Annotated in this window: 37 protein-coding genes; 28 read left to right on the plus strand and 9 right to left on the minus strand. The window is 38.7% G+C overall.

The genetic code is table 11. The annotated features are described in order from the left end of the window. The first annotated feature begins 30 nt into the window (after nt 1–30). Complete coding sequence (locus ACFQ0C_RS26375) at nt 31–897, plus strand: hypothetical protein (protein WP_379371050.1); 867 nt, start codon at nt 31–33, stop codon at nt 895–897. A gap of 79 nt (nt 898–976) precedes the next feature. On the opposite strand, the gene ACFQ0C_RS26380 is transcribed toward ACFQ0C_RS26375, so the two are convergent. Next, entirely contained in the window at nt 977–1,270 is a 294-nt protein-coding gene (locus tag ACFQ0C_RS26380) for an AbrB/MazE/SpoVT family DNA-binding domain-containing protein (protein ID WP_379371052.1), read from the minus strand. A gap of 146 nt (nt 1,271–1,416) precedes the next feature. Here ACFQ0C_RS26380 and ACFQ0C_RS26385 point away from each other — a divergent pair, with 146 nt between their 5' ends. The 18 genes from ACFQ0C_RS26385 to ACFQ0C_RS26470 all read left to right on the plus strand — a co-directional run bounded on the left by ACFQ0C_RS26385 (nt 1,417) and on the right by ACFQ0C_RS26470 (nt 11,112). After that, complete coding sequence (locus tag ACFQ0C_RS26385; protein WP_379371054.1) at nt 1,417–1,641, plus strand: hypothetical protein; 225 nt, start codon at nt 1,417–1,419, stop codon at nt 1,639–1,641. A gap of 40 nt (nt 1,642–1,681) precedes the next feature. After that, entirely contained in the window at nt 1,682–1,840 is a 159-nt protein-coding gene (locus tag ACFQ0C_RS26390) for a hypothetical protein (protein WP_379371056.1), read from the plus strand. A gap of 119 nt (nt 1,841–1,959) precedes the next feature. Beyond that, nucleotides 1,960–2,574 (plus strand): recombinase family protein, encoded by a 615-nt coding sequence (locus ACFQ0C_RS26395; protein ID WP_379371058.1) that lies wholly within the window; start codon nt 1,960–1,962, stop codon nt 2,572–2,574. Between the two features lie 225 nt (nt 2,575–2,799). Further along, nucleotides 2,800–3,537, plus strand: a complete 738-nt coding sequence (locus ACFQ0C_RS26400) for an NERD domain-containing protein (RefSeq protein ID WP_379371060.1) — start codon at nt 2,800–2,802, stop codon at nt 3,535–3,537. Nucleotides 3,538–3,825: 288 nt separating this feature from the next. Beyond that, complete coding sequence (locus ACFQ0C_RS26405) at nt 3,826–4,287, plus strand: ribosomal-processing cysteine protease Prp (protein WP_379371062.1); 462 nt, start codon at nt 3,826–3,828, stop codon at nt 4,285–4,287. A gap of 42 nt (nt 4,288–4,329) precedes the next feature. Beyond that, the gene (locus tag ACFQ0C_RS26410; protein WP_379371064.1) at nt 4,330–4,563 is read left to right on the plus strand and encodes a hypothetical protein; all 234 of its coding nucleotides are present in this window, start codon (nt 4,330–4,332) and stop codon (nt 4,561–4,563) included. Between the two features lie 55 nt (nt 4,564–4,618). Continuing rightward, nucleotides 4,619–5,014 carry a GIY-YIG nuclease family protein gene (locus ACFQ0C_RS26415; RefSeq protein WP_379371066.1) on the plus strand — a complete coding sequence of 132 codons (396 nt, stop codon included), beginning with the start codon at nt 4,619–4,621 and terminating at the stop codon, nt 5,012–5,014. Nucleotides 5,015–5,041: 27 nt separating this feature from the next. Further along, nucleotides 5,042–5,254 (plus strand): hypothetical protein, encoded by a 213-nt coding sequence (locus ACFQ0C_RS26420; protein ID WP_379371068.1) that lies wholly within the window; start codon nt 5,042–5,044, stop codon nt 5,252–5,254. A 161-nt stretch (nt 5,255–5,415) separates the two neighbouring features. Further along, nucleotides 5,416–5,649, plus strand: coding sequence for a hypothetical protein (locus ACFQ0C_RS26425; RefSeq protein WP_379371070.1), 234 nt, complete (start codon nt 5,416–5,418; stop codon nt 5,647–5,649). Between the two features lie 11 nt (nt 5,650–5,660). Then, complete coding sequence (locus ACFQ0C_RS26430) at nt 5,661–5,867, plus strand: hypothetical protein (protein WP_379371072.1); 207 nt, start codon at nt 5,661–5,663, stop codon at nt 5,865–5,867. A 49-nt stretch (nt 5,868–5,916) separates the two neighbouring features. Continuing rightward, nucleotides 5,917–6,408, plus strand: a complete 492-nt coding sequence (locus tag ACFQ0C_RS26435) for a hypothetical protein (protein ID WP_379371074.1) — start codon at nt 5,917–5,919, stop codon at nt 6,406–6,408. Between the two features lie 239 nt (nt 6,409–6,647). After that, nucleotides 6,648–7,043 carry a hypothetical protein gene (locus ACFQ0C_RS26440; protein WP_379371076.1) on the plus strand — a complete coding sequence of 132 codons (396 nt, stop codon included), beginning with the start codon at nt 6,648–6,650 and terminating at the stop codon, nt 7,041–7,043. A gap of 56 nt (nt 7,044–7,099) precedes the next feature. After that, nucleotides 7,100–7,816 carry a hypothetical protein gene (locus tag ACFQ0C_RS26445; protein ID WP_379371078.1) on the plus strand — a complete coding sequence of 239 codons (717 nt, stop codon included), beginning with the start codon at nt 7,100–7,102 and terminating at the stop codon, nt 7,814–7,816. Nucleotides 7,817–7,876: 60 nt separating this feature from the next. Continuing rightward, entirely contained in the window at nt 7,877–8,092 is a 216-nt protein-coding gene (locus ACFQ0C_RS26450) for a hypothetical protein (protein WP_379371080.1), read from the plus strand. 289 nt (nt 8,093–8,381) lie between these two features. Then, nucleotides 8,382–8,888: a topoisomerase DNA-binding C4 zinc finger domain-containing protein gene (locus ACFQ0C_RS26455; RefSeq protein WP_379371082.1), complete on the plus strand. Its 507-nt coding sequence runs from the start codon at nt 8,382–8,384 to the stop codon at nt 8,886–8,888. Between the two features lie 114 nt (nt 8,889–9,002). Next, nucleotides 9,003–9,446, plus strand: coding sequence for a hypothetical protein (locus ACFQ0C_RS26460; protein WP_379371084.1), 444 nt, complete (start codon nt 9,003–9,005; stop codon nt 9,444–9,446). Nucleotides 9,447–9,696: 250 nt separating this feature from the next. Further along, nucleotides 9,697–9,882, plus strand: a complete 186-nt coding sequence (locus tag ACFQ0C_RS26465; protein WP_379371316.1) for a transcription initiation factor TFIIIB — start codon at nt 9,697–9,699, stop codon at nt 9,880–9,882. A gap of 291 nt (nt 9,883–10,173) precedes the next feature. Continuing rightward, nucleotides 10,174–11,112, plus strand: coding sequence for a hypothetical protein (locus ACFQ0C_RS26470; protein ID WP_379371086.1), 939 nt, complete (start codon nt 10,174–10,176; stop codon nt 11,110–11,112). A gap of 13 nt (nt 11,113–11,125) precedes the next feature. On the opposite strand, the gene ACFQ0C_RS26475 is transcribed toward ACFQ0C_RS26470, so the two are convergent. Continuing rightward, nucleotides 11,126–11,353, minus strand: coding sequence for a hypothetical protein (locus ACFQ0C_RS26475; RefSeq protein WP_379371088.1), 228 nt, complete (start codon nt 11,351–11,353; stop codon nt 11,126–11,128). Between the two features lie 110 nt (nt 11,354–11,463). Between ACFQ0C_RS26475 and ACFQ0C_RS26480 the strand changes: the two genes are divergently transcribed. After that, a complete protein-coding gene (locus tag ACFQ0C_RS26480) occupies nt 11,464–12,483 on the plus strand; it encodes a phosphotransferase (RefSeq protein WP_379371090.1) in 1,020 nt (339 codons plus the stop codon). After that, nucleotides 12,480–12,779 carry a YfhH family protein gene (locus ACFQ0C_RS26485; RefSeq protein WP_258215111.1) on the plus strand — a complete coding sequence of 100 codons (300 nt, stop codon included), beginning with the start codon at nt 12,480–12,482 and terminating at the stop codon, nt 12,777–12,779. Before ACFQ0C_RS26480 ends, ACFQ0C_RS26485 begins: the two co-directional genes overlap by 4 nt. Here ACFQ0C_RS26485 and ACFQ0C_RS26490 read toward each other — a convergent pair. Next, nucleotides 12,776–13,492 carry a Crp/Fnr family transcriptional regulator gene (locus ACFQ0C_RS26490; protein WP_379371092.1) on the minus strand — a complete coding sequence of 239 codons (717 nt, stop codon included), beginning with the start codon at nt 13,490–13,492 and terminating at the stop codon, nt 12,776–12,778. The genes ACFQ0C_RS26485 and ACFQ0C_RS26490 overlap by 4 nt on opposite strands. A gap of 239 nt (nt 13,493–13,731) precedes the next feature. Here ACFQ0C_RS26490 and mobA point away from each other — a divergent pair, with 239 nt between their 5' ends. The 4 genes from mobA to ACFQ0C_RS26510 all read left to right on the plus strand — a co-directional run bounded on the left by mobA (nt 13,732) and on the right by ACFQ0C_RS26510 (nt 17,549). After that, a complete protein-coding gene (mobA, locus tag ACFQ0C_RS26495; RefSeq protein WP_379371094.1) occupies nt 13,732–14,301 on the plus strand; it encodes a molybdenum cofactor guanylyltransferase in 570 nt (189 codons plus the stop codon). Nucleotides 14,302–14,373: 72 nt separating this feature from the next. Next, nucleotides 14,374–15,288, plus strand: a complete 915-nt coding sequence (locus ACFQ0C_RS26500) for a sugar phosphate isomerase/epimerase family protein (protein ID WP_379371096.1) — start codon at nt 14,374–14,376, stop codon at nt 15,286–15,288. Between the two features lie 225 nt (nt 15,289–15,513). Continuing rightward, nucleotides 15,514–16,992 (plus strand): hypothetical protein, encoded by a 1,479-nt coding sequence (locus ACFQ0C_RS26505; RefSeq protein ID WP_379371098.1) that lies wholly within the window; start codon nt 15,514–15,516, stop codon nt 16,990–16,992. 59 nt (nt 16,993–17,051) lie between these two features. Next, entirely contained in the window at nt 17,052–17,549 is a 498-nt protein-coding gene (locus tag ACFQ0C_RS26510) for a divergent PAP2 family protein (RefSeq protein WP_379371100.1), read from the plus strand. Nucleotides 17,550–17,625: 76 nt separating this feature from the next. Here the strand turns inward: ACFQ0C_RS26510 and ACFQ0C_RS26515 are convergent, their stop codons facing one another. The 4 genes from ACFQ0C_RS26515 to ACFQ0C_RS26530 all read right to left on the minus strand — a co-directional run bounded on the left by ACFQ0C_RS26515 (nt 17,626) and on the right by ACFQ0C_RS26530 (nt 21,513). After that, the gene (locus ACFQ0C_RS26515) at nt 17,626–18,531 is read right to left on the minus strand and encodes an IS3 family transposase (protein WP_379371102.1); all 906 of its coding nucleotides are present in this window, start codon (nt 18,529–18,531) and stop codon (nt 17,626–17,628) included. Beyond that, the gene (locus tag ACFQ0C_RS26520; RefSeq protein ID WP_379371104.1) at nt 18,471–18,800 is read right to left on the minus strand and encodes a helix-turn-helix domain-containing protein; all 330 of its coding nucleotides are present in this window, start codon (nt 18,798–18,800) and stop codon (nt 18,471–18,473) included. Before ACFQ0C_RS26520 ends, ACFQ0C_RS26515 begins: the two co-directional genes overlap by 61 nt. Before the next feature lie 106 nt (nt 18,801–18,906). Then, on the minus strand, nt 18,907–20,541 hold the full coding sequence (locus tag ACFQ0C_RS26525) for an ATP-binding protein (protein WP_379371106.1): 1,635 nt from the start codon (nt 20,539–20,541) through the stop codon (nt 18,907–18,909). 225 nt (nt 20,542–20,766) lie between these two features. After that, nucleotides 20,767–21,513 carry an MBL fold metallo-hydrolase gene (locus tag ACFQ0C_RS26530; RefSeq protein WP_379371108.1) on the minus strand — a complete coding sequence of 249 codons (747 nt, stop codon included), beginning with the start codon at nt 21,511–21,513 and terminating at the stop codon, nt 20,767–20,769. Between the two features lie 391 nt (nt 21,514–21,904). On the opposite strand from ACFQ0C_RS26530, the gene ACFQ0C_RS26535 reads away from it, so the two are divergent. Further along, complete coding sequence (locus ACFQ0C_RS26535) at nt 21,905–22,522, plus strand: copper amine oxidase N-terminal domain-containing protein (RefSeq protein WP_258215119.1); 618 nt, start codon at nt 21,905–21,907, stop codon at nt 22,520–22,522. Between the two features lie 97 nt (nt 22,523–22,619). Then, nucleotides 22,620–22,913: a DUF1292 domain-containing protein gene (locus ACFQ0C_RS26540; protein ID WP_258215120.1), complete on the plus strand. Its 294-nt coding sequence runs from the start codon at nt 22,620–22,622 to the stop codon at nt 22,911–22,913. Between the two features lie 116 nt (nt 22,914–23,029). Here the strand turns inward: ACFQ0C_RS26540 and ACFQ0C_RS26545 are convergent, their stop codons facing one another. After that, the gene (locus tag ACFQ0C_RS26545; RefSeq protein ID WP_258215121.1) at nt 23,030–23,449 is read right to left on the minus strand and encodes a DUF1885 family protein; all 420 of its coding nucleotides are present in this window, start codon (nt 23,447–23,449) and stop codon (nt 23,030–23,032) included. A gap of 115 nt (nt 23,450–23,564) precedes the next feature. On the opposite strand from ACFQ0C_RS26545, the gene ACFQ0C_RS26550 reads away from it, so the two are divergent. Next, nucleotides 23,565–24,383 (plus strand): Cof-type HAD-IIB family hydrolase, encoded by an 819-nt coding sequence (locus ACFQ0C_RS26550; protein WP_379371111.1) that lies wholly within the window; start codon nt 23,565–23,567, stop codon nt 24,381–24,383. A 91-nt stretch (nt 24,384–24,474) separates the two neighbouring features. On the opposite strand, the gene ACFQ0C_RS26555 is transcribed toward ACFQ0C_RS26550, so the two are convergent. Continuing rightward, on the minus strand, nt 24,475–25,944 hold the full coding sequence (locus tag ACFQ0C_RS26555; RefSeq protein WP_483875018.1) for an aminotransferase class I/II-fold pyridoxal phosphate-dependent enzyme: 1,470 nt from the start codon (nt 25,942–25,944) through the stop codon (nt 24,475–24,477). Nucleotides 25,945–26,127 lie beyond the last annotated feature (183 nt).

A 26,127-nucleotide genomic window follows, 5' to 3' on the forward strand; every position in this document is an offset into this window, starting at 1 on the left:
ATATTTATTGAAACGAAATGAGGAATTTATATGTTTGAATTGCGTAAGGTTTTGAAAGAAGTTCAAGTTCCGTTGGCATTTTTCGTAGACAAGTTAGCTCTAAAAGAAGAAGAAGTATTTCGCCTTATGGATGAAAATGATAGTGAGGCGCAAATGGAATTGTACTTTCAATTCATAACAGCAATAAATGATGATGAACTCTTGCCGCGGCTGGTAGAGTTCTTTGCCAACTATATAGAAGAAAAGTCGGAGTTGACTATACTAGTAAGCAACATATTAAAGTTCAGAAGCAATAATAGTCCACGTAGAATGCTTAACAGTGTTGAAAGATTAGTATCACTTGCAGACGATATGGATGTGATACGCAGAGGGAAGCATTCTTTAAAGATATTCTACTTTGTTGTGTGTATCGAAACATTGTATTCATTGGCTAACATTGAAATGAACAAGACAATGATACTTATTGACTTTTTCAATAAGTATATCGAAGAAGCAGATGCCCAGTTAATTGTAAAGTGTGTTAGAAGAAGTCTTGGTGATGAGAGGTATAGCTTTCGTGAAACTTCGGGTGAATACAACCAAACGATGAATGATAGATGGAACACGGAAATTGACATGGAGATATTTGCGAGGGTAATTAACGAATTGCGGAATATATTTGCACATGAAGGAGATTATTGGGGGTTCCATTTTGCAGATAGTGACTCAGCAGTTTTAAATACAATAATCGTAGCAGAAAATCAAATGGAGGTAAAATTAAAGAGAGAAGGGAAAGTAGAAGGCCTAAAAAGGGTATATGAAGTAAAATTAACATATGAGCAGTTTAAAGCTATTTGTGTAAGAGGATTTATTAATTTTATTAAAGCATATTTCAAACCAATATCTTCCGAACTATGATCCCATATATTTTGCAAAACAGAGAATATGAAAAATTTGAATATTGTGCATGGTAGCCGCAGCTGAACAGAAAAATAACTCAATCGTTTTCTTTACTTTCCTCAAGTTCTGCCATTATTTTTTTGGCAACTTCATTTTGCATTTGTTCGCGCGATTTATACATATCATACTTTGCATTTGCTTCGGATTTAAAGGAACCAAAAAGGTCTTTAAGTAATTTGCGTTTGCTGACAGTTACGGTAACACTGTTTCCGTCATCATTTACCTCGAAGTTTAATCTATCACCCTCCTGTAGACCTAACTTTTCCCTTATTTCGATTTGGATTGTTACTTCGCCTTCTTTTATCATTTTTCCCGATATAAAGTTGTCCATTGTTATTCTCCTTTCTTTATTGACTCACGTTAACTTCATAAAATAATATTTCTATTATATTAGAGCATTAGTCCGCTGTACAGCGCTATAGAACGAGGCTATTGAAGGAAGCAGCACTATGAAATTTTGTAGAGGTTGATATAAGATTGTTAAAAAACGTCACAGCTTCCCTACAATCAATTAAAGCAGCCATTGCAGCGCATAAGCAGAAAGTCTACCTATCAAAGGATAGGACTTATAATAAGCTTGACACCAGCGGCTATATAATCCGAGGGATTGAAGGAGAATCATTTACTGAATCCGTAGTGCGTGAAAGAATCCAGCAACATGCAGAGGCCTACGGTTTAAATCTTGATTTTTTAATTGATTGATAAATTAATTATACTTTTTTATGGGGGGGAGGTAAATCAAATGGCAATTTTAGTACCTATTCGTGATTTTAATACACATAACTTTTTTTGGGTGATGGCAATAAATGTAATAAGTACTGAAAGCATGGTGATTGCAGGTGCAATTAAATTGTTGCGCCACTTTTTGTGTTCATACTCTTTCAAAAAGTACACTTATTGAAAGATTGCTTTAACCTCTCCAATCATTATGTCAAAATATATGAAATTTATATTTGAAACATGTCATATATTTGATATACTTATTGACATGTTGTTATTGGCGAGAGGGGGTTCCTACGCATGAAATTAGGTTATGTTCGCGTATCAACAAAAGAACAAAACACGGAACGACAAGTTAAGAAGATGCGTGAGTTAGGAATTGAGGAACGATACATATTTATAGATAAACAAAGTGGTAAAGACTTTAACCGTCCACAGTACCAAGCTATGCGTCTTATAATACGTGAAGGTGATTTACTTTATCTAGATTTGTTGGATAGATTAGGACGAGACTATGATGGAATCATACGTGAATGGAAGTATCTTACTAGAGAATGGAATGCTGACATTGTTGTTCTTGAGAATGAAACGCTATTCGATAGTCGTAAATTTAGGACGATGGGCGATCTCGGTAAGCTTATGGAAGATCAATTTCTAAGTTTGCTCTCATACGTAGCAGAACAAGAACGAAAGAAAACAAAGCAGCGACAATCAGAAGGAATTGAGGTTGCAATAGCGATTGGCGTGAGTTTCGGACGCCCTAAACAAGCTATAACAAGCGAGTTCAAAGCTATTTATGACGAATGGAAAGCAGGGAGAATAACAGCTGTGGCTGCTATGAAAACAGTGGGAATGAAGCCTAATACTTTTTATAGACGAGTTAAGGAATTAGAGGAACAATATCAAGAGGCATAATATTACTTTTAATCCAGGCGAGCACTGCCATTCGGTGGTGCTTTTTTATTGTGTGAAGAAGGAGGGCAAGGGGGGATACGGTTTTTACCATTTGGACGAATTAATTAGTGCTATGAGTGCTGAGCACATCAAGGGATAGAGATTAAGACAAAAAACATACACCATGCCAATATATGACTGTGTTATAATTTGTAAAATAATGTAGGAGAAGAGGTTAATGAAATCATGATATACATAATCTTGATTGTTCTTATTATTGTACTTACTATTTTACAATTACCTTCTGTCAAAGGTTACTTTGGCGAACGTTCGATCAGTATTAAATTAAAGAAACTTGATCCTCAAAAATACATTGTCTTAAATGACGTAATGATTCCGTCTGTTAAAGGGAAGACGACACAAATCGACCATGTGGTTGTTTCTTTATATGGCATATTTGTAATAGAAACGAAGAACTACCGTGGCTGGATATATGGTAATGAACATAGCGAGTATTGGACGCAAGTGATTTATAAGAGAAAAGAAAAGCTATATAATCCCGTCCGACAGAATTATGGTCATGTGAAGGCACTTGAACAAATCCTTAGTGACTACAGCCATGTACCATTTCATTCTATCATTTCGTTTAGTGTCAGAGCTGATCTAAAAAAGATCGAAGTTAATTCGGCTGCTGTAGTTTATTCGGTCAATTTGTTAAAAACCATTAGGAAGCAAACAAATGAATTTACCAACTATGAAGGAATGAAAAGAATTGCCGAAGTAATCCAAGCATCAAATAATACAGAAAAATCAGCTAGAAAGGAACATGTAAAGTCTTTAAAGACGAATCAAACTCGAAAAGCTAATGCAAACACAAATGATATATGTCCTAAGTGTTCTGGTCAACTTGTCGCTAGGACAGGCAAATATGGATCTTTTAAGGGATGTAGTAACTATCCTAATTGTCGCTTTATATTGAGATAGAAGAATATTTACAGATATATCCAATTGTTTTATAATATAGACGTTATGACAGTATCCGACATACAAGTCCATGAGGAAGAGAACCTCTGGACTTTTTTTATTATCCTTGCACTTAGACTATGTTTTCTATATTAATAAGCGACTAATCGTAAAAATACTTAGGAAGGTTTAGTCAATTAAGAATTGTTGATTGTAAGAGGTACAATCAAATTCAGATTTTATTGGTAAATGAAAAACAGGTTGAAGTGATTTTAATGAATCAATTACATAATTCTAAGGAGCAGCCCAATGAATGGTAGGTTAAAAAGCAATAATACATTCATTCAGGAGAAATATGACATCGATAAAGAAATTGAATCACTAAGTGCTATTATAGACGATGAAGAAAGAGATCCTTTTATTATTACATTCTATATTAACTCTAAACGCGTAATTTTTGGATTTACTGCAAAAGGTGCTACAGGGTTCACTAATTATGGACTTGATATTATTGCAGCTGCCATTTCTGCATTAACTGTAAACACAGTTCACTCAATAAAGCACTTTACTGAAGATGATGCTGACGTGGAAGTTACTAAGAATTATGTCAAATGTGTTATAAATGGACGAATTAGTAAAGAGGCCGCAATACTATTTAAATCACTAAAGTTAGGTATGTATTCTGTACAAAACTCTTACGGTGAACAATATATTACAATTGAAGAGGTTAAATTAGAAAAGAATAAGAGATTCTTTGGCCTGATAGGATAAATTACAATAAAAGTCTAATTTCATAAAAAGGAGATATTATTGATGAGAAGATATAAAAATGGTTTTCATATTGTAGTTAGGGATGATGACAAGAAATTATTCTATGTGAGCGAAAGAATTCATAACGATACTTTCCTCATAGATAGAGTGACGAAAGCACAGGAAGAAGGTCGAAATGTAATCTGTTCATCCGATGAGTCACCTAAAGACGAAATCATTAGAAACTACATTCGGAGTTATCCTGCCTTTCAACTTTCTAGTTCAGACTTATTGTAAGCAACAGGTTAAATAAAACACGGATTTCATTCTGATAATGTAGGAGTACTAGTACATGGAGCATGGCGAGGCTAATTGGATCTATATTGTTGAATGTCAAGATAATAGTTACTATGTTGGTACGACAAATAATGTAACTAGACGACTTAGCGATCATATAAAAGGTGTTGGGGCTGTACATATTAAGCATAGAGGATGGAGTAGACTCCTTCAATGTTGGTTATTAGATGATCGAAGTGCTGCGTATAGAATCGAAAAATACATTAAAGGATTAAGAAAGACCGCTAAAGAGGATATTGTGGCTAATCCAGAAGCACTTGAATTGAGAATCAGGAAAAACTTGAATTGGCCAATTGTTATTCATATTTATGAAACGAAAATAATAGAAAAAATGATTGTTGAAAATTATCCTGAATTGATTGAAAAATTTAATTTCGACCAAAAAAACTGATTTCAATCTATGTTTAAGGGGTTTTATATGAAAACAATAATAATTCCAGAACATTTGCATGATGTTGAATTAATTGCCCCTCCTCAAGAAATAATTGATTTAACAAAATCATATGGCGTAAATAGTGTCAATTTTTTCGATGATGAAAGACACTCAAATTCAATGAGAAGCTATAACGATATTTTTATTAACACAAGAGGAATATTGGGCAAACTATATTTCCCCACCATGGAATGCTAAATCGCTTGGGCAAACAATATTACTTAGAACACTTCTTGAGATTGGACATGTATTCCATAATCACAAAGGTGATGCAACTTCAGATAAAGAAGGGTTGCATATCAAGAGGAAATCTGACTTATGGAGCACTTCATTTACAGGTTCTGAAGGAGAAGCATGGGATGTTGCATTTGAGTACAGACGTGACAATCATGAAAAATACCTTGAACTGGCAGATTGTTGCGAAACGTGGTGTAGGTCTCACAAATACACAAATAGAGATTGGGTCTTTAATGCTGCCGCTCAGTACCTCCGTGTTAAGAATATTGAATTACGTATGGAAAGTTTCGACAGCAATCCCCTTGTGGGTGAAGGAAAAGTATTCATACATCTTTGATGAAAGACTGGTTTTATGAGGAGTTATTAAATGAATCTAAGTGAAGTGTTTAAAAGAAAAGGCTTCAAATATAAGTATGTTTACACCCTTGGTAGTCTTGATGATCCGAATAACATGAATATGGTGGATGGATGGGAGAAAGACTTACTGTCTGTACAGCAACTTGAAGAACAAAAAAGAACCCTAATGAAAAATTATAAAAAACCTGTTTTAAATGTTGAAGTAGTCGAACTCTAATTAATTCTGATAAAATACTAGTTTTATAACCCTTCTAGGAGTTGTAAGAATGAGGAAATGCTTTACTTGTAAAAAAATAATGGATGTAAAATTTTATGACGCTTATTGTTTTCTAGATGATGTTTGGAATATATGCGCTAGTTGTTTTCATGATATAAGTATCAATGTAATTCAAGAGTGTAATATGTACTATCCAGAATTGAATAGAGATTCAAGTTATTCTAAAGATGAAAGGGAATATTTGGATAATCGTATCTATGATGCAGTTTATGAAAAGTTTTATAAAAAAATTATTAGTGCGAAGTATAAGAAAAATAGAATAACTATAGAGAAAAAATTGCAAAGTGCCATTTCTAAAGAGGAATTAAAGGAACTAAGAGACAATGGAGTGTGTGAATTAACAGGTGCAACAAATGATCTTACAATAGAACATTTTATACCTGTTTCGTGGGGGCATGGCGGCAACTATTATGGAAATATCTTCATTATTTCGCGAGAGATAAATTCATCTAAGTATACCAAAAACCCTTTTTTGGATTAAAAGCGTTCATTATGATATTGATTCTAGTAGATGGGATTCATTAGTTTCTAGACTTGCAAAGCTAAACAGTATGTCTGTTAAACAATTTCATCAATATGTAAATTGGTGTGAAAAAAACAAACGAAGCATTAAAGACTTAGAGATTGATAACACATTTTCGGTTGATTTTTGGAAGAATAGAAATAAGAACGCAAGTATCAATAAAAACTGACTTTTATGGGAAATAGGAGGTTGCACTAATGCTTGATCGATTGCAAACAATTGATAGACTTTTAGATATTGCAGCAGGGTATTATGGTGGTGAAGCCAATGTTTCAATCAACGAAATAATAACACTAATCCAGGATTTATCACTACCAAATCTTGATGAAATTGACCTAAACGGACTACCAGATCCTCCAAAAGATAAGTTTTGTCCTCATAATTTTGATGAGCATACTAAAAAAGCTTGGCATTTTCGACAAGAGTTTTTCCATGAGATTTTAGGCTGCATTGACTATATTTCCAATGTTGATTTATCAAGTGCTGAGCGAGCCTCTCGGAAAGGACAATGTGTAGATTCATTAATACATTGGGAAGAATCTTTAGAAAGATATGGAAAACTCTTTAGAAAAAAGAGTTTTAAAGTTTTTTAACAATAAAAACAGTTCAAATGAAAGTTCACTTTTACTAGAAATGAGATGTGGTAACAATGCAGGTGGATTGGGGAACGGTGATTATATCTGTTCCAAGTACTTTAATAATAGCAGGTGGTTTTGCAAAACTTTATTTGAATTCATTTATAGATAATCGTTTTAAAGAAAAAATTGAAAGTCATAAAAGTGAGTTACAATTATTACTTGAAAATAATAAATTCGATTTGCAGCGTAAAATGGCTGATTTTAATCTCTATACAAACAAAAGGCATGAAGCATATATGAATGTTTATGATCTAATTCTGAAAGCAGATGGTCATATACGTGGTCTTATGGGGTTTAAGACATTGCCTGACTATAGTGAATATGGTCTTCTTGATATAGAAAAGAGACTGAGAAATTATAATTTGCTTGAAAAAGTAATTGAAGATTTTTTGGGGAAATGGTCTACATGTATTGGTGATGAGAGACAATATCTGTATAAAGAGATCAACGAGTATCTGTCAATGATTGAAGTTACAAAAGCCAAGGTTCAATTAACTGAAGCTAATAACTATTTTCTCTTTAATAAATTATACCTCTCAGATGAAGTACAGGAGATACTATCCTCATTAATCACATTATTATCAAATTTTTCAATTGGTGCTCAATTCTTATTAGAAAATGATGTTCCTTTTAAAGATGCGACAGTACTAAGAGCACACATCGAGAACTATCTGAACAAATTACAGAAACAAATGAGAGTGGAATTACAAATCGGATATTATCAATAATAATCTAATAAAAGGTCAATTTCATGAGCATTTTACTTTTTCTGTGGTGGGATCAGGAGCATGGTAAATCAAATATTAGGTTCAGTATGTATACTCGCTTTTATCGCTATGGCTATACATAGTATTATAAATCCCGAACAAGCAGTCAAATATCAGTTTGGATATTTCTTTCGCTCAGTTAAACCAACACAAAAAGATCTGCAAACCAGTAAAGTTTCTGGTTATGTAAGTATTCCAGTAGGAATCTACATGTTATATAGGATTTGGAGTATGTGATAAAATGTCAGTTTTATGAGGAAGAAATTATTAGACAATCCAAGTATTAGCCACCCAGAAATTTCTTGAAGTAAAAGTGGGTCGAAATCATTACACTTTTATTTAATAAAATTGAGTAAATTTTAAGTTTTCTGTTAGTTGAAATAGCTCACAAGTAACCTCTAATGGTAGGTATTGTATATTCTGGATGGACATGTGCTACGAGAACATATGATGTGCGTTTGGGAGAGCCTGCATCATTCTTTAAGAAACATTAAAAATCTATTTTATTTGGAATGGTGGTGCAATTGTGATTAGCGTAACTTATTATATTGATGAATTAAATGCTTCTGGTATTGTTATTATATCTTCTGAATGGCGAGAAGAAAGCAAAGGATATCAAGATGAACACACTGATGAAGAGGCTGCTTGTATAATCGATGGTAGATATATGCGCGTATCTATTTACAAGTTGATGAAAATGTTCAAAGGAACAGATTACACCGTAAAGAAAAATGAAATAAGCAAAGAAAAATACGAAGAATATAAACTGTTATATGGCGTAGTTGATACCCCTGAAGTTTTAGATAAGATCGAGAGACGAAATGAACTAAGAAGACTTATCAACGCGGAGGAAAAGAAAACTACACCTAAATGTCCGAAATGCAAAAGTAAAATGTCTGTTAGGAGCGGTAAGAGGGGGATATTCTGGAGTTGTAATACGTTCCCATCTTGTTATGGAACACGAGATTACAATCAACTACAGCGTGTCACAGTAGATAAGCTTAAGGAAGAACTGTTCAAAATTATCATTTAAGCACACTAGTATGAAAATATTAATGTACTTAAATGAGTTTAATATTTTTTGAAAAATATAATTATTATTTGCGAAAGTAAAATACTCTTTCTTCATCATGAAAGGATGTTTTAAATGATTAAGGAACAAATAAAAAACTACGGTGTTTTATTTCGCAATGCTATACAGTCTATGCCAATAAATGAATTTCCTAAATCACCGTTTTTTGATAACTTTCCCACAGGGTGTTGTGGAGACACGAGTAATCTTTTTGCGAAATTTCTCAGTTCAAAAGGGTTTGTAGCTTCTTATGTATGGGGGCTGAGAAAAGAACAGAGTCATGCATGGTTAGAGTACAAAAATATTATAATTGATTTAACTGCTGATCAATTTCCTGAAGTTAAGGAGAAAGTTATCGTAACAGCAAATAAAGCATGGCACTATCAGTTTAGAATACAGAAAAGATCTATAAGAGATTTTGAGACATTTGAAGAGTATAATGCAAATAGGCTTGGTATAATTTATAGAAACATTCTTAGTAGATTAGAGCATGAAGAAGTACATACTAAGTTATTATAAAATATCGTTTTCATGGGATTGAGATGGACTGGATAAACAAAGTGATAGTTCTGAATCGGAATATTAATATTTTTTAATTTTATTATGAGAATATTATTTCATTATAAACTCAAAGATATAGCTAAAACATCGGCAAATACAATAATAATAATTGGTTTCTTATTGATTATATATTTTTACTCATGCTTTGTTTGTTTTTGCTAATAAAATTGGCATTTTATGAGAAATGAGGAATGAACCATTGGCTAATATGGAGATCCAATGTCCTAAATGTGGGGGTAAGGAAATTGGTAAAGGAAAGCAAGCTGGCTATGCCGTAGTAACCCCTCTAAATAGTTTCTTTAAAACTGGTTCACCTATTATACATTCTATTTGTTTGAGTTGTGGTTTTATTGTGGAAAGTTATGTTGAAAATCCATCTAAGTTTAAGGACTAATAAAATGGGGAACAGGGGATTACGTAGAAAAAGTAGCAGGGAAATGGGTTACTAACGCTGCTATGATGAGCGATAGAGCAAAGAAGATTTCGGGGTTGATGAATGAAAGTATGGGGAGCATTACAGAAAGGTATGTCTAATATTTCGATTAAGTATTATATTGATGCTCACAAAGCATACCAGTCTCATGATAGCTATAAAGCTGTTATCAGTAGAAGGATCAAACTGCGCGGAATACGGGACCTTGTGTTATAATACCAGTATTATAGAAGAGTAGGAAGAGGGTATAAAATGAAGGAATTTAGCCGATCACCCATACATCCTGCGCAGCATCAACAGCAGTTGGATGCTGAGAATGCTGTGGATTGGGGCAGTCAGGAATGGGGTACACACCGCTTTCAAATCCGCCAGCTCCTGGAGCATGCTATGGAGATTATGACGATAAAAGATAAAGCGGCAGTTCTTGGGGCCGGTAATCATGGCGATGTGGACCTGCCTGGATTAATGAACCAATTCTCACAGGTTAGCGTGTTTGACACGGAAGCTAACTCTATCGAAGAGGTTCTGGAGGAGAGCGGTATAGCTGTATCCAATAAGTTTAAATCCTTGACCAATGTGGATTACACATGTTTGGACCAAGTTCAATTCTACGAAACGTGGGAGGACATGCTGTTAAATCAAGCGCCAGCTGCTGAGATTATCAGGTATTTGAAGGATAGCGCGTTTGCAGTCCGAAGACATGAAGCATTGCCCCATTTGAAGAAAAGTTTTAATTTAGTAGTTTCTTCTTCGGTACATACGCAATTATTTTATATTCATGCTTTAACCCAATTTGCAAGCTATGCCAGCCAGTATAATGAACTGGAAATAAGTCAGATTATAGATGCACTTGCATATTTGCGCAATAGTCTTGTATTGGACTACAACAAGCTGCTGCTATCTTTATTGAAACCAGACGGCAAGCTGGTAATGTGGTCGGAAATGATCCGAATGGATGAACAGAATGAGGAGATTTTCGATCGTTTATATGGGTTGAAGAGCGACTCAGAGCGCATGAGTTTCTTATTCCGTGCTTTTGGACAATATGGGATAGAGTCGGCAGTTCTGGGGCTTAAGGATTTGCATGATCAAATGAAACAAGAAGGTCAATTGTTTAAAAGCTGGGTGTGGCTGCCAGGAAGTGAAAAGAAGTTCATAGTAGCCGGGTTTTCCGGAACGCCTGTAAGTTAACAAAAAAGCCGCTCTAATAGAGCGGCAAATGGATTTTTTCGTCTTCTATAGAAGTGTGCAAAATCGCATTGTTGCCTACTACTTCAATGAGATCGATATGGTAAACATAATCTTGTTGCTTGTTGGCAGGTTGGGTGCGGCAGCTTTCGAGCACTTGGATTAAGAGCGGGATCGCTTTCTGGTCACTCGAAATAAAGCGGACGGGGATTTTTTGATCATGAAACATAATTTCAGTTGTCATGGACGATTTCTCCCTTCCCTATTATTTGGGTACATACCCTATTATACCTCATTTTCATATAGAAAAGTTGAAGATTTTATTACCTTTGGAGAAAATTAGGAGTTGTTTTCATGGCAGTAGATTTAGAGTCGCAAATTGATGCAGTGTTAGAACAATATTTTGACGATAGAAGTTGGAGTATTGAAGCCAAGGAAAGCGGAGTCAATAATACGACTCGGTTTGTTAATCATGGTAACCATAAGTTTGTATTACGAATCTATGAAAATCATACCGATCTGAATAAGGTGAGGTTCGAATATAGTTTATTGCAAAAGCTTCAGACAGCTAAACTTGCTTTTCAAATACCCAAACCGGTACAAGCTTTAAATGGAGAGTATTATGTTCTAACACCATCAGGTAAAATATCGATCTTGTTTGAATACATGGAAGGCAAGCGAGCTGTTTTGAACGATAGAGGACATGTGGCATCGATCGGCCGGTCAATGGGTGCATTGGTCTCTGCATTAGAAAATATAACCATGGACTTGGATGCAGCATATGAGCCTTATTATGATCTGTTTGAGATACATCCTTTGGTTACACGTGAAAAGCTGGCAGCATGGCTCCTCAGCAAGCAGGAAGGCTCTCTTACAAAGGAAGCGGAGCTACTAGAATACGAAATTAATAATCTCCTGAATAATCTCTCAAGCTTGCAACAACTGCCTACTCAGCTTGTACACTCGGATTTAGTAGCCGGCAATGTGCTTACAGGAGGAGAAGAGGTTTCGGCTGTTCTTGATTTTGAATTTGTTACTCCTGATTTACGTGTGATGGATGCGGCTGTTTTCATCAATGAAATAATAAGGTATCACAGCGATAGATGGGACCTCATAGAAGCTTTCATCAATGGTTATGCTGAAACGGGTACCTTAAATACGGATGAAATACAGGCGCTTCCACAGCTGATTCTACTTCGAAGTATAGTCCTATGCCTCCATTTCTTAGGGCGACAGTGGGCAGGTATTGACCTGATACATACTGAGGAGAAGTACCTTAAAAGCTTTGCAACTGTACATAATTGGATGAGCGATAATAAAGAGCGGATTTTGAAGCTTTGTTATCTGAGTTTTGAGCAGGAGGTGAGTGAATGAAAAAGCTTTTCAGCCAAATGTCACGTGAAGAGTTGGAATTGGAGATGCTGCAAAGCTTGGAGGCGATGGAGAAGGCTGAATTTCCGAGTCAAAAGGAGCTGCTGGAGCGCAAATACTACACAGCTAAAGCTTATACACTTAATCCATTGGAGTTTCCACCAGGAATTTATAAAGTAATAGGACATCCTGTGGATGCAAGCTTTAAGCTGAACTATATTAATGGGATTATGGGTTGGGGGGAAATGGGAGAAGATCTGGAAGCAAGCTTCCCCCTTTCCATGCTGCTGCCTTATTAGATACGGCAAATATCTTTTGGGCAATTTTCACATTGGCAAATATTTTTCAAATGGTCGATATCTTTAATGATAATATAATTATTTTCCATAGCGAGTATGTCGAGCTTTCTCAAGTCGCTGAGCATCCGGTTGACGCTTTCACGGGTTGCGCCGATCATATCGGCCAGCTCGCTGTTGCTAATTTTTTTTGTAATAATGATGTCACTGCCAGTGGGCTTTCCGTATGAATTACTTAGACGAATTAGTGTAGAGCATAGAGCGCCAGGCTTGCCGAACATCATCAAATCCCGAAATTTGGTCTGCGTCATCCGATGCATGAGCCCCATCCACTTCATAAATTCCACCGCTAAATCCCCATGCTGCCACAGAAGTATTTCTAAATCCTTTTGTTGAATGATACCAATGACCGTATCTTCCATAACCTCAGCATTAAAGCTGTGTATAGAGTGATGGAAAGGGTCCAGTTGCCCAAAAAGATCACTTTTTCCGTACATATATAAAATGAAGCTTTTACCATCATCATTGGTTTTGGTAATTTGGATGCGCCCGCTTTTAATAAAATACAGCTTATCGGCTATATCCCCTTCCCAGAACAAATGGGAGCCCGCCTCGACCTTATGCTCATACATGATTTCTTTTAATCTGGCAAGATTGTCCTCGGAGAAGCATTCTGTATTATGAATTCCATCCGCTTTATGGTTTAAATCCTTCATTTGGATTCCTCCTGATCATTAGAAAACATTCGTTATTATAACCTTAATGTATTTCACCACTAATTGATGTGACAATAATCACAGTTGGTGCTTTTACTTTTGCTTAGTATGTAGGATATATAGAAATGTGAGCTTCAATATTGTAGTGTGCTGTGATAAATATAACATCCAGACGCGGCTTAATCCGCTATATTTATTAAGAATAAGAAAACTTTTTGCGGAAAGGTAGTGTTCGCCCTATGCTGACTGGAGTCATATTGGCCGGTGGCGAGGATGATGTCGGCCAAGCACTTTGTTTAATTGATGGTAAGCCGTTGATTAACCGTCTCATTAATGAAATGCAATCGATATGCCAAGAAATCATTGTTGTTGCAAACGAACCAAGGCTATTACTGCCTGTTCTGCCGCGTTGGGTCCGGGTAATTACCGATTTTATTCCAGGCTTTGGCGTATTGAGCAGCATGCATGCAGCATTCTCATTAGCCAAGTATAGTGATTTATGGGTGACGGCTTGCTACATGCGAACAGTCTCATCGTCAGCAGCGAGGTTATTATGCGAGCGTAAAAGGCTTGTCGAGTACCAAGCTGCTCTTCCATTAATACAGGCCAATCCAATACCTTTTCATGGAGTATATAGTCAAAGCTGTGTTCAAATCATCACTGAGCTGATTCATGCCAAGGAACATCGCATAAGTGAATTGCTGAAGCAGATCTCATGGGGAGTGGTGGATGAAGCACTATTTAGCGGACATAAAATTGAATTTCAAGAGTCATTAAACAAGGAAGGCAAAATGAATAAAATAACGTGACAGACGCAGCAATGTATCGTATTCTTTGGGAAAGAAATACCTTTAGTAGTCTGATGAAAAAGAGGTGTATTCGTGAACCAGAGAAGCGGCTTGATTGTGGATGGAAGCTCCAAACCTCCGAGAATAGAAGTACATCAATCATGGTGGGCCATGAATGGCATCGGCAGCGGCGGCAAGGAGTGGTCGATGGAAGAGAAGTTTGAAAAAATCGCTGAAGCCGGATTCACCGGTATTATGGCTCATCTTCCGAAAGAGCAGGAGGCTGAGAGTTGGAGGCGCTTACTGGATGAGTACAGCTTTAATTTCGGTATTCACTCATTTCCGCGTAAACCGGAGGATATGACTCAGCTTTTGAAGGAAGCTAAGCAATTTGGCGTCTTGTATGTTAATTCTCAAGTAATGGATTCATTCGTAATTGGCCAGCAGGCTATCGATTTGCTTCAAGGGCTTGTAGAAGAAGCGCAATCAGCTGATATACCTTACACAGTGGAAACACACAGGGGACGTGTGACGCAAGATCTTCACCGTACAGTAGATTATGTAAAAGCGATTCCGGATCTGCGTTTAACTATTGATCTTTCACATTATATAGTGGCTGGCGAATTGACAGCGGCTGCTTCGAGAGAATTAGAGCTGGCAGGGGAGTTGTTCAATGTTCTACTGCAGCGCACTTCAAGCATTCATGCCAGAATCTCAAATGGGGAGCAAGTGCAAGTAGATATTGGTCCGAATGCTGAGCATGGCATGGTCGAGCCTTTTATGAAGTGGTGGCAGCAAGGTATGAGTTATTGGCTAGCCGAAGCCAAGCCCGGGGCTGTATTACCATTTGTAACAGAGCTTGGACCTCCTGACTATGCGATTACCGAGACTCAATATGTAAGCGGTGAACGAGTAGAAATTTCAGACCGTTGGGAGCAGGCTTTGGTTCTCAAGCGGTTGGGCGAAGAAGCTTGGAAGCGAGCGATCGAAAGCCGGAAATCCTTATAGGTCTTGTTTTATCAACTATTCAGTCTTTGAGAGCAAAGTCGTCCTGCATAGAAAGCGGCGGCGCCTTTGTTCTTCCAAAGAGAACGAGTGTACAGCAATAATATTAAGAAATGATATAGATGCTGCAAAAGGGCTTATTTTTATTATTCCATATGGTAAAATAGGCCTAAATAAATAAATTCTTTGAAAGCGTATACATATTTAGCATAATTGGGGGAATGGCTTTTGAAGAATGCGATAATGTGGTTTTTGTTGTTGTTTATTAGCCTAAATGTTTCATTTCCAGTTTATGCAGAAGATGGGAAAACGGCCGTTTTTGTTAGTCCGGAGGGAATTCAATTTTCAAGCTATAGCAAGCTTTGGAATGAAGCTAAACTGAAGGGACTTTATGAAATGCTGCTGAGATGCGGGCATGGAGAGGAATTCTCTGAGCTTAAAGAAGTTGTTCTAAATTCCAAATCGAGCACTGGAAAAAGCGGCTTTCGAGTAGGGAACTATAATAGCAAGACGCAAATAATACAGCTATACGAAGTGGATTCTTTACAACAGGTTGAACGAACGTTAATTCATGAGTATGGGCATCATTTTACCTATTATTGGCTTCAAAAGAAAGAGGGGTTTTATCCGAATCTATTAACAGAGTTGTCTGGCTGGTCTAAAATAAGGCAGCTCGAGGGCTATCCAATACGATGGTTTGGGAGCAAATTGCCCTATAATCATAAATGGGACCCAGCCGAAATAATGGCGGAGGATTATGTTGCTTTATTCGGAGTCGGAGGCATTGCATTGCCTGATCAACCTAAAGATGTTGTCAATCTAGTTAGGCACGAGAACGAGTATATTCCTTCACCTCAGTCAATTCCAGAACTCAGAAGCTATTGGGAGGAAATTGCTGGAATGAAGCCTCAGAAGCCTCTTGGAGTTCCTACAATACAACAGTGGAATACCGTTGGGGTTAAAGGTGAAAATAGCGGTTCGCTTCATGTGTCCTTCACACCCGCAGCGGACGGCCAGCAGCAAATCAAATATGGCGTTAATACGATGGGCTTTGGCGAACGAGTTAGTATTCCGGTGAAATGGACGACAGGTTTGACAGGAAGTGGTACTGAATTAGTAGAGACACAGCTTGATGTTAACCTGTTTCAAGAGCATCCGCCTTCTTATTACTACTTTCAAATTTGGTCATTGGATCGGGAGAATCAACAGCTTACCTATACGCCGTTTTATATGAACTGGTTTCAATATGATGCTTCATCTCAGCAGCTAAATGCTGTTTCTCCTCCTATGGAAGTTTATGGATGGCAAGAAGAGCTTAAGAAGGAAGGGATGGAGCATTGGCCTCTTCTTAACATTTTCATTAATGGAAAACCTGTAACAACGGTCCTAAGACATGAAAGTGAAGATTCAAGTGTATACATCTCCTGGCGATTGTTCAGTAAAGAGGAATTGCCGACCGATACCAAGATGACCGATTTAAGATTTGAGAATGTCTGGATGCTTACGGCTAGTTATAATGAGCATAATGTGGAATATGTTATGGATAACGATTACTTTGTCGTGAATGGTATTCGAACTTCGTTGATTAAACCGGTGAAGTGGGTAGGCAGCGAGCCTTTCATTTCGATAAACGATCTTGCGCAAATGTTCGAGGTATCAGTCAAATTGGATGAATCCGGTATGGGTTTATATATTGAGTCTGCTTAAAAAAAGCCTGTGTATAGAATACTTATCGATTAAGGATTCTATAGCATAGAGGTGATAAGATGAATCGAGCTTTACTTACATCGATCGTGACGGTTGGTTTGGCGCAATTTGTTAAGATTCCAATTGCCAAGCAGCAAACCGGACGATGGGATTGGGAGGAGATGTTTAAAACAGGAGGCATGCCAAGCTCTCATTCAGCCGGGGTAACTTCTTTAGCCACTTACGTTGGTTTAAAAAGAGGTATTGAAACGATTCCATTTGCCCTTGCTGGGATGCTAAGCCTGATCGTTATGTATGATGCTATGGGGATACGCAGGCAAGCGGGAAACATTGCTACAGAGGTGAACTCGTTAGAGGTTACGGTTGGACGACTTATGGAAGAAAGCTCATTGTCATCTATGGAAAAAGAGGAGCAGAAAATCCAATTGGAAGAAAGCTTGGGTCATTTGCCAGCGGAAGTACTATGCGGTGCATTTCTAGGCATATGTACAGGAGCACTTAGTTATGTGCTGGAGAAGCCGAGTGCCAAGCGACGCCTGTTAAGGCGGTTTCTATAAGAATTTGAGGAAAACAAAAAAACACCCTTTCACATACAATGGTCAAGCCCCCATTAAATGGACACTAAAAAAAGCCCTAGGCTGCAAGCTGGCGTCGGTACTCAACCGGCGTCAGCTTATTTAGTTTTCTCTGCGCTCTTTCCTCGTTATAAAATCGAATGAATTCCTCAATTCGCCTTTGTGCTTCCTCGATACTTCGGATATCATAGGGATAGAGAGCTTCCACTTTCAAATGAGAGAAGAAGCTTTCCATGGAGGCATTGTCATAACAATTGCCTCGGCGAGACATGCTGATTCGGGCGCCAACCTTTGGCAGCATGTCGTGGTAAGCATGAGACGTGTACTGGCATCCCTGATCGCTGTGAACGATCAATCCCGGGATTTTGCCAGTTACGTCTGTTTGCGTTTCAAACGCCTTTCTAAACGTCTCTAGTACAAGCGGATTGTCATTGCGCTTACTGATGTGATAGGCCACGATTTCACCGTTCCAGAGATCCTTTATGGCGGATAAGTAAATTCGATCATCGAACACACGATATTGCGTAACATCTGTAACCCACTTTTGATTTGGACCATCGGCACGGAAGTCCCGCTTTAGCAAGTTCTCAGCCACTCTCCCATCGGATACAGCTGCATCATAACTCGTTTGATAAACATATTTGCGGCGGATAATCGACTTGATTCCAAGCTCTTGTATAAGGCGCAGAACCTTCTTATGATTGACGATAAGGTTATATTGACGATACAACTCATCTTGAATACGGCGGTATCCTAGAATCTTCTTGCGCTGCTCATAGATTGCTAAGATTTTGAGCTTTAGTTCTCCGTCAGGATCTGTTGTACCACGCTTTACATAGGCGTAATAACCACTTCTACTTATTCCCAGGTAAGAGCATAGGCTCTTAACACTTTGCTCTTCCTTCAGTTCATCAACGACGTAGTATCTCTTTTGGGCACCTCCCGATTCAAGATTTGTAACCACTTTTTTAGCACATCTACCTCTAACTGCAGCTGTCGAATCAAGCGCTCCTGCTCTGTTTCTGTTCGAAACGGCCCTCCACGCTTGTCCTTGAAACTTTCTTCACCGCATTCGCGGTACTTTCTTATCCACTTCTTGACCCGTCCCTTGTCATGTATCTCCAAATGCTCTGTGATCTCTCTGTAGCTCCATCCCTCCACCTCATGTAATCGGATAGCCTCAGTCTTGATGGATTCTGGATAATGTTTAAAAGTTTGTCCTTTAATCGCCATAAAAAATGCCCCCCTTATAATTCATCGGTTTACCCAGGGGTTTTTCCAATGTCTATTATAAGGGGGGCACTTCAACAAATTGTGAAAGGGTGTTTGTTTAAAACCTTTAAAAGGAAGAGGTTTTTGCTTCTTGGACTTGAAGAAGATCATGCTGATCTTCTTCAAAAACCAAGGGGACCGTAATAATAAATTTCGTTCCTTTGTCTAGCTCACTTTCGACTTCCATAGTTCCTTCATGATCTTGAACTATTTTATGACAAATCGATAGCCCCAGACCTGTTCCCGAATCTTTCGTTGTATAAAAAGGGAGAAAAATTTTATCTAGCTCAGCCTCCGGGATACCGCTTCCAGTATCGGCTATTTCAATAACCGCATGTTTATCACTAGAATATAATTGGATGCTCACGCTTCCTTGGTCAGTCATGGCCTCGAAAGAGTTTTTGATTAAGTTCAGCAGCAGTTGAAGCATCTTATCCTGATCCATCAGCATATGGAATGGAGCGGGTTCTGCATTAAAATGGATTTGATGGCCAAGACGTCCCGTTTCGGAGTCAAGTAGAGATATAACACGTTGAATGCAGGGCTCGATCGGATGGACTTTGAATTTAGTAGCATGAGGCTTGGAGAACTGAAGAAATTCAGCAGTCAGCATGCTCATTCTTGTGATTTCATCCATAATTAATTCGTACCAAGGGCCTATATTGAAATTGTCCGCTTTGGAAAGCTGTAAAAAACCTTTGACGGTAGTCAGCGGATTACGAATTTCATGAGCCATACCGGAAGCGAGCTCTCCCACAACCCGCAGCTTTTCTGAGCGCAGCATATGCTCCTCGCGTTTAAGCCAGGATTCTCTCTTCATTGTATATAGATTTCGTTCGGCAATAAAGATTAGATCGTCCTTGGATAAACCATCGTTCGGATAAAATGCCATCCCGTAATTAATATCAATACCGGTCAGTTTGGGGAAATCCAGAGCAAATTGCTCAGACATTGTATTCATTGCTTGTATAGAATCGGTGGATTCAAGTACAATAGCAAATTCATCGCCGCCGTATCGACTGATGATTAATGCCTTAGGGAACATCATACGCAACTGCTGCGCGGCTTGTTTTAAAATTCGATTGACTCCAATAAAGCCGTTTGTTGTATTCAAGGATTTAAGGTCCTTGCAATCTATTAATACCAATACGATTGATTTGCGAGCAGCCACTAATTGGGCTAGCTGCCGATGGCATTCCTCATAGTTGCATAATCCGGTTAGGGCATCATGAGTGCTGAGATGCTTCTTTTCGTTGTCCAGCAATTGGGTCTGATCTTCCATGACATGAATGTAACGGTAAAAAAGAATAGTGAATATGAGGCAGCTAAAAGAACTGAACAAAATGGTAATCATTCCATAGATTGAATAAGGCATATAAGTAAATGAAATTAACGCATATGTAATGGTATAGAGCAAGCTTACTGCTGAAGCCGAGTTAATATTGCGAATTTTATAAAACTGCTTGCCCATTTGTGCTAAGTAAAGTGGGAGACACCAATCCATTTGACTATACAAATGAAAGGCAATCAAAAGACTCATCTGAAAAGCTGTTGCGGCTGCAATCCGCTTCTCCGCGAAATGGATGATTACATACAAGACCGCAATAATGCTTAGCAAAACCGGGCTTGAGGTTTGGTCGAAAAGTATGGAAGATGCACAGACAACAGTTGTATATACGAATAAGATCCAGTTATAGCTCATGCTTTCAAACTCCTTACTCAAATTGTAGAGATGAAAGGATATTAATGGAATTCTCTGTATTCATACTAAATCCTGCTGCATTTGGTAGAAAAGACAGTAAATTTTGTATAAAATTGTTTTTATATTTCTTTCAGTAAACGTTTTCAATTAAATGTACCTAAAAAGCTGTGCAAATTTTCTCAAATTGTTACTGGGAAAAACCCATCCTCATCCGAGGATAGGTTTTTATGGGAAATCATATAATGTATATTGTTTCATGAAGGTCATTTTCCCAGTCATTCCTATGTATTGTTCCACTTTGTCGTCATAATGCATCAGCATTACTTTCTCTTGAACAGATTTGGGTAAAGTCAATAAATCATCGAGACAAGCATGAACAATACCGGGTGTTGCAAACTGGCAATCATGCAGGATGTAATCACAGCGACCGTTTGCGTGAAGATCAGTCAACAGTTTTTCATCAAACTTGGCATCGGAGCTGTAAAAAACCTTTTCATTAAGCAGCAGAGAATAGCTGGGTTTCTCAGGAATGTGCGTGGAAGGAATCAGTTCAACTGTTAGATCGGGTGAAAGCTTTTTGGTAACAGCTTCTTCCAATATAATAACTTCAAAATAATCTTCCAATTGCAACAAACCTTCAGCTTTATTTTCCAAGCCCCCTCGTAATGAATGGTTCCATAAAGAATAGAGCAGAGTAGATGGAACAAACAGCTTCATGCGATGCTTGTTGTGAGCATAGTGAAGGCGAAACGCGAATTCTTCCATACCACCTACATGATCGGCATGAATATGGGTAATTAAGATACCGTCAATGTTAGTCAGTGGGATATTAAGTTCATATAGTGCACGCGGTGCTGTCGCTCCACAATCAATCAATAATGTGAAACCATTGCAAAAAACCAATGCATTGTTGTTGTAAAATTTTTTGGAAAAGGCACTTCCTGTGCCAATCATTTGGATTTGCAAGCTCACGTACGATCCTCCACTCATGGTTCCATAGCGCGTACATATCTTTATCAATCTATCATGGTTTGAGCAACTAATTCAAGATAGTTTTGACACATTTCGTCAAATTTTATCGATATTTTATGCATTTTGTGTTATTTTTCACCATATTGATAATGAGGCCGAAAGAGCGGTTGTTCCGAATGGCAGAATCCAAGCAAAGGGAGCGACTATTACTGAAATCTAGCGAAGCTTGGCATATTTTGTAGTGTAATTGCTTAACTTATTAATTAGGTACTATATCTAGGTTTACGGATGAAAATATTTTTGTGATTTTCAGGAAACGAGCGCAACTCTTGCCAACATCCGGAGTATAAAATAATAGAATACAAGTACAAGTCACGATGGAGGTTACAGAATGAAAGTGCCACGATTGCTAACTCTAGTGCTATCACTTTCGCTTTTTGGTGCGACGGGGGCATTTGCCAGTTCGATGTGGGGCGACTACGAGGGATTTGGTAAAGTCAAATTGCTTATTAATGGTGTTGAAAAGCAATACTCGGACAGCGAAACGCCTGCTTTTTTAATTAAGGGAAATGCGATAATGCCTGTTCGTACGTTGGCGGATTCGCTTCAATCACTTGTAAAATGGGATAATGGTTCCAAAACCGTATCTGTCTACAAGCCTAATGTTCATATGTTTGTAGCAGAGAAAGTGAAAGATGACTATTCAATTCAAACCCCATTTGGAGCTGTAGTAAAGGGAACTCGAATGGATTTTGCAGTATTTGCTCAGGTGGATAGCTTAAACACACCTTTTCATTCATTTAAAATATCGATTGAATCACCAAGTGGTAAACAGAGTGCTTTTAAGGAAGAAATTGTAGACGGAGAGAAGGAAAACTTCTGGTATCCTTGGCCGTTTACCGGATTTACCTTTAGTGAAGCAGGCAATTATAAGGTCAAGTTCTCCATTAAGGTTGATGATGATGGAGATTATACTACAGTATCACAAAAAGTAATTACATCGAAGTAAATGAGAGCTTATAGGTTGTGCAGCTTAGGTTTGACCTGCATGAGGGAACATGATACGATACGAGGGATGACTAATTTACACGAAATGAGGTTTTCCCATGAGCGATCATATTCATGATGAATCCTGCGATCATGACCACGAAGATGATATTTTTATAGTTACCGATAAAGACGGTGTAGAGCACGAAATGGTAATGGTATACACTTTCGAGGCTAACGATCAACCGTATGCTGTTTTATTGGACCGCAACGATCCTGAGGCTGACGGTGTAATCTTCAGAATCGAAGAAGAGGATGAAGATGCATTCTTGGCCAGTATCGAAGATGAAGAAGAATGGGAACGAGTTGTGAAAATCTACAATCAAATTGTAGAGGAACAAGAAACGGAATAGGCAAGAACAAACCCCTTCTTGTGTGGACAGGAAGGGGTTTGTTGTTATACATAATTAAAGAAAGAAAACCGCTTTGCCTGTTAGCCGGCAAAACGGTTTTTGTAGTGAACGACTTGCTATTTACGTGGGTTAAAATACATAATGCGTCCGTTGAACAAATGGAGTTCGGCCTTCCAAAGCTTGGCCAGATATTTGCAAAATTCGTTGCCTTTGGCTTTATCGCCATGGGTACTATCGTCAGGAAGGACGACCTGCACATAGTGTCGGCTCTTATCGCCAACTTGATCATTGCCCGTACCCATGACAATGTATTTATACAGCTGATCTTTTCCTTTGAGATAAAACCACTTGCCTTCCGCCTCCGGTTTTGCTTCTATCGTATACGGAAATCCAGCGTCTTCGTAATCCCATCCCAATTGCTTGCCGGTAAGATTCAATTGCTCCTTATAATGCAGCAGCTGATCCTTTAGTTCTTCGAGCGTTAATGAAGGTATTGCGGAGCCTTCTACAAATTTAATATAAGCGCTTTGAGCCATGTCGACACACCTGCCTGTAAATGGACTGGAAAGGTTTTCATCCCATGGGATGCCATGAACATCATAGCATTAAGCGTATACATTTGACAATATGACAATCAGAGGAGAGGAAAAGATGAATTCGAAAAGGTTTCAAGGTACGATGTTAGTTACGGATATGGATGGAACATTGCTTAGCAGCGGTAAAACAATCAGCAAAGAGAATTTGAATGCAATTGAACGGTTTGTCGAGCAGGGGGGCTTATTTACACTGGCTACGGGGAGAATCGCATCTTCGGCTAAGAGGTTTGCTGATCAGCTTCCGATTGGTGCACCTGCTATTCTATATAATGGGGCAGTTATTCATGATTTTATAAAAGGTGAGAATGTATGGCATAGGACATTAGGTGACTCGGTACGTCCGGTTTTAGAACGGCTAATGAAACAATTCCCTCAGCTCGCTGTAGAGATTTATTGCGGAGAAGAGCCCTATTTTATAAGAGAGAACCGAATTACGGAGCACCATCGGAGGATGGAAGGTTTCACAAGACCCTTGCAGCAGGATGGATTTAATGAAATTAAAGAACCTTGGTACAAGGTGCTGCTTGCATGGGAGCCCGAGCTGTTGGATGAAGTTGAAGCTTACGCTGAATCCGAACAGGTAGCCGATATTACCTGGGTTCGTTCCGATGATAAGTATTTTGAGATTTTGCCGGCAAATGCCACCAAGGGACATGCTCTGGAACATCTCATGGAGCTCACTGGGATAGAGCGAACCAATTGCATAGCGATGGGTGATCATCTCAATGATTTGGAAATGCTGAGAAGAGCAGGGGTTGGCATCGCTGTTGCAAATGCCCATCAGTCGCTTCTGAGCGTCTCAAATCGCACCTGTAAGCATCATGATGAACATGCTGTGGCCGATGTCATTGAATGGCTGGAAAGCCGCATATAATTCTGGTGGATTGATAGGGAAAAAGGAAAGGGAATAAGCGGCTGCATACGAATGCAGGCTTATTCCCTTTTTGGGGTGGGCAAATGCTGCTTTAGAAAATAGCGTTGGTTTCCACGATAACTTTTACATTTTCAATACTGCGGTCTTCTGGACCTTTGACCGGCAGACCTACTTCGACATGCTCAGTGATGTAATCGATCAGGTCCTGCGAGATAACTTCCCCGGGCAACAGAATGGGAATACCAGGGGGATAAACATAAATAAATTCAGCGATGATCCGGTCCGCGGATTCCTTGAACGGAATAACCTCGGTGTCACCGTAGAAAGCATCCCGCGGAGTAAGCGTCAGCTGCGGAATTTTCGGAACCTTAATAACCAAATCCGTAGCAGGTCGGATATTGTAATTTTGGCTGGAAAGCTCGCGAAGCGCATTGAGCAGCGTGTCCACATTTTCATGTGTATCCCCAGGCGTAATGAGACAGAGTATATTATACATATCGCTAAGCTCAACTTCGATATTGTAATGCTCACGAAGCCAATTTTCTGCATCGTATCCTGTAATACCAAGGTGCCGGACATGAATATTCACTTTGGTAGGATCGTAATCATAGGTCGCTTCGGTACCGAGAATCTCTTCCCCGAAGCAGCTTAAGCCGGGAATTTCATTGATAGCCTTGCGGGCGAATTGAGCTAATTCTATGGCTTGCTCTGCCATTTGTGCCCCGTTTAATGCCAAGTGACGGCGTGATGTGTCAAGTGAAGCGAGCAGGATATAGGACGTGGACGTAGTGGTCAGCATGCTGATGATCGTTTTCACCCGTCCGGCATTGATACGGCCTGCTTTTACATTAAGCACGGAGCTTTGAGTCATGGAGCCCCCAAGCTTATGTACACTGGTAGCTGCCATATCTGCTCCTGCTTCCATAGCGGAAATCGGCAGCTTGTCGCTGAAATGGATGAGAACACCGTGCGCCTCATCAACCAATACAGGCATATTGTAGCTATGTACCAGCTCGACAATTTCCTTCAGATTGGCACATACGCCGTAATAGGTCGGATTAATAACCAGCACTGCTTTGGCGTCCGGATGTCTCTCCAGAGCACGTTTGACGGAGCGAGTCGTTATTCCGTGGTCGATTCCAAGATTGGCATCGCGTACTGGTGAAATGAACACCGGCTTGGCTCCAGCAAAAATGATTGCAGCCATGACAGATTTGTGAATATTACGAGGCACGATAATTTTATCGCCTTCAGAGCATACGGTTAGGATCATTGTCATAATGGCACCGCTGGTACCTTGAACAGAGAAAAATGTATAATCGGCTCCAAATGCATCGGCAGCCAACTGCTGTGCTTCTTCAATGACTCCGGTCGGTTGATGAAGGTCATCCAGAGGTGCTATATTAATAAGGTCGATGGATAGGGCATTATCGCCAATAAAATGGCGGTATTCCGGATCCATCCCGACTCCTTTTTTATGGCCTGGAATATGGAATTGAACCGGATTGCGTGCTGCATGCTCTTTTAGAGCGGAGAATAGGGGCGTACGTTGATGATCCACTGTCATCCCTACCTTTCTTATAATATAAAAACTCCAAATCTAATTCATAGTAACGATAATCTGACAACGTTGCAAGCGGTTTTTGTTAAACGTTATATTAAGTTTTCTCAGTATTTGTCGCAGGAACCGTTATTATTATCATTTTTGTCAAAAGTAGGGCTGATATGGGGTCGGGGTTTGTCC

The organism is Paenibacillus sp. GCM10027630, assembly GCF_042676305.1.
Classification (GTDB): domain Bacteria; phylum Bacillota; class Bacilli; order Paenibacillales; family NBRC-103111; genus Paenibacillus_S.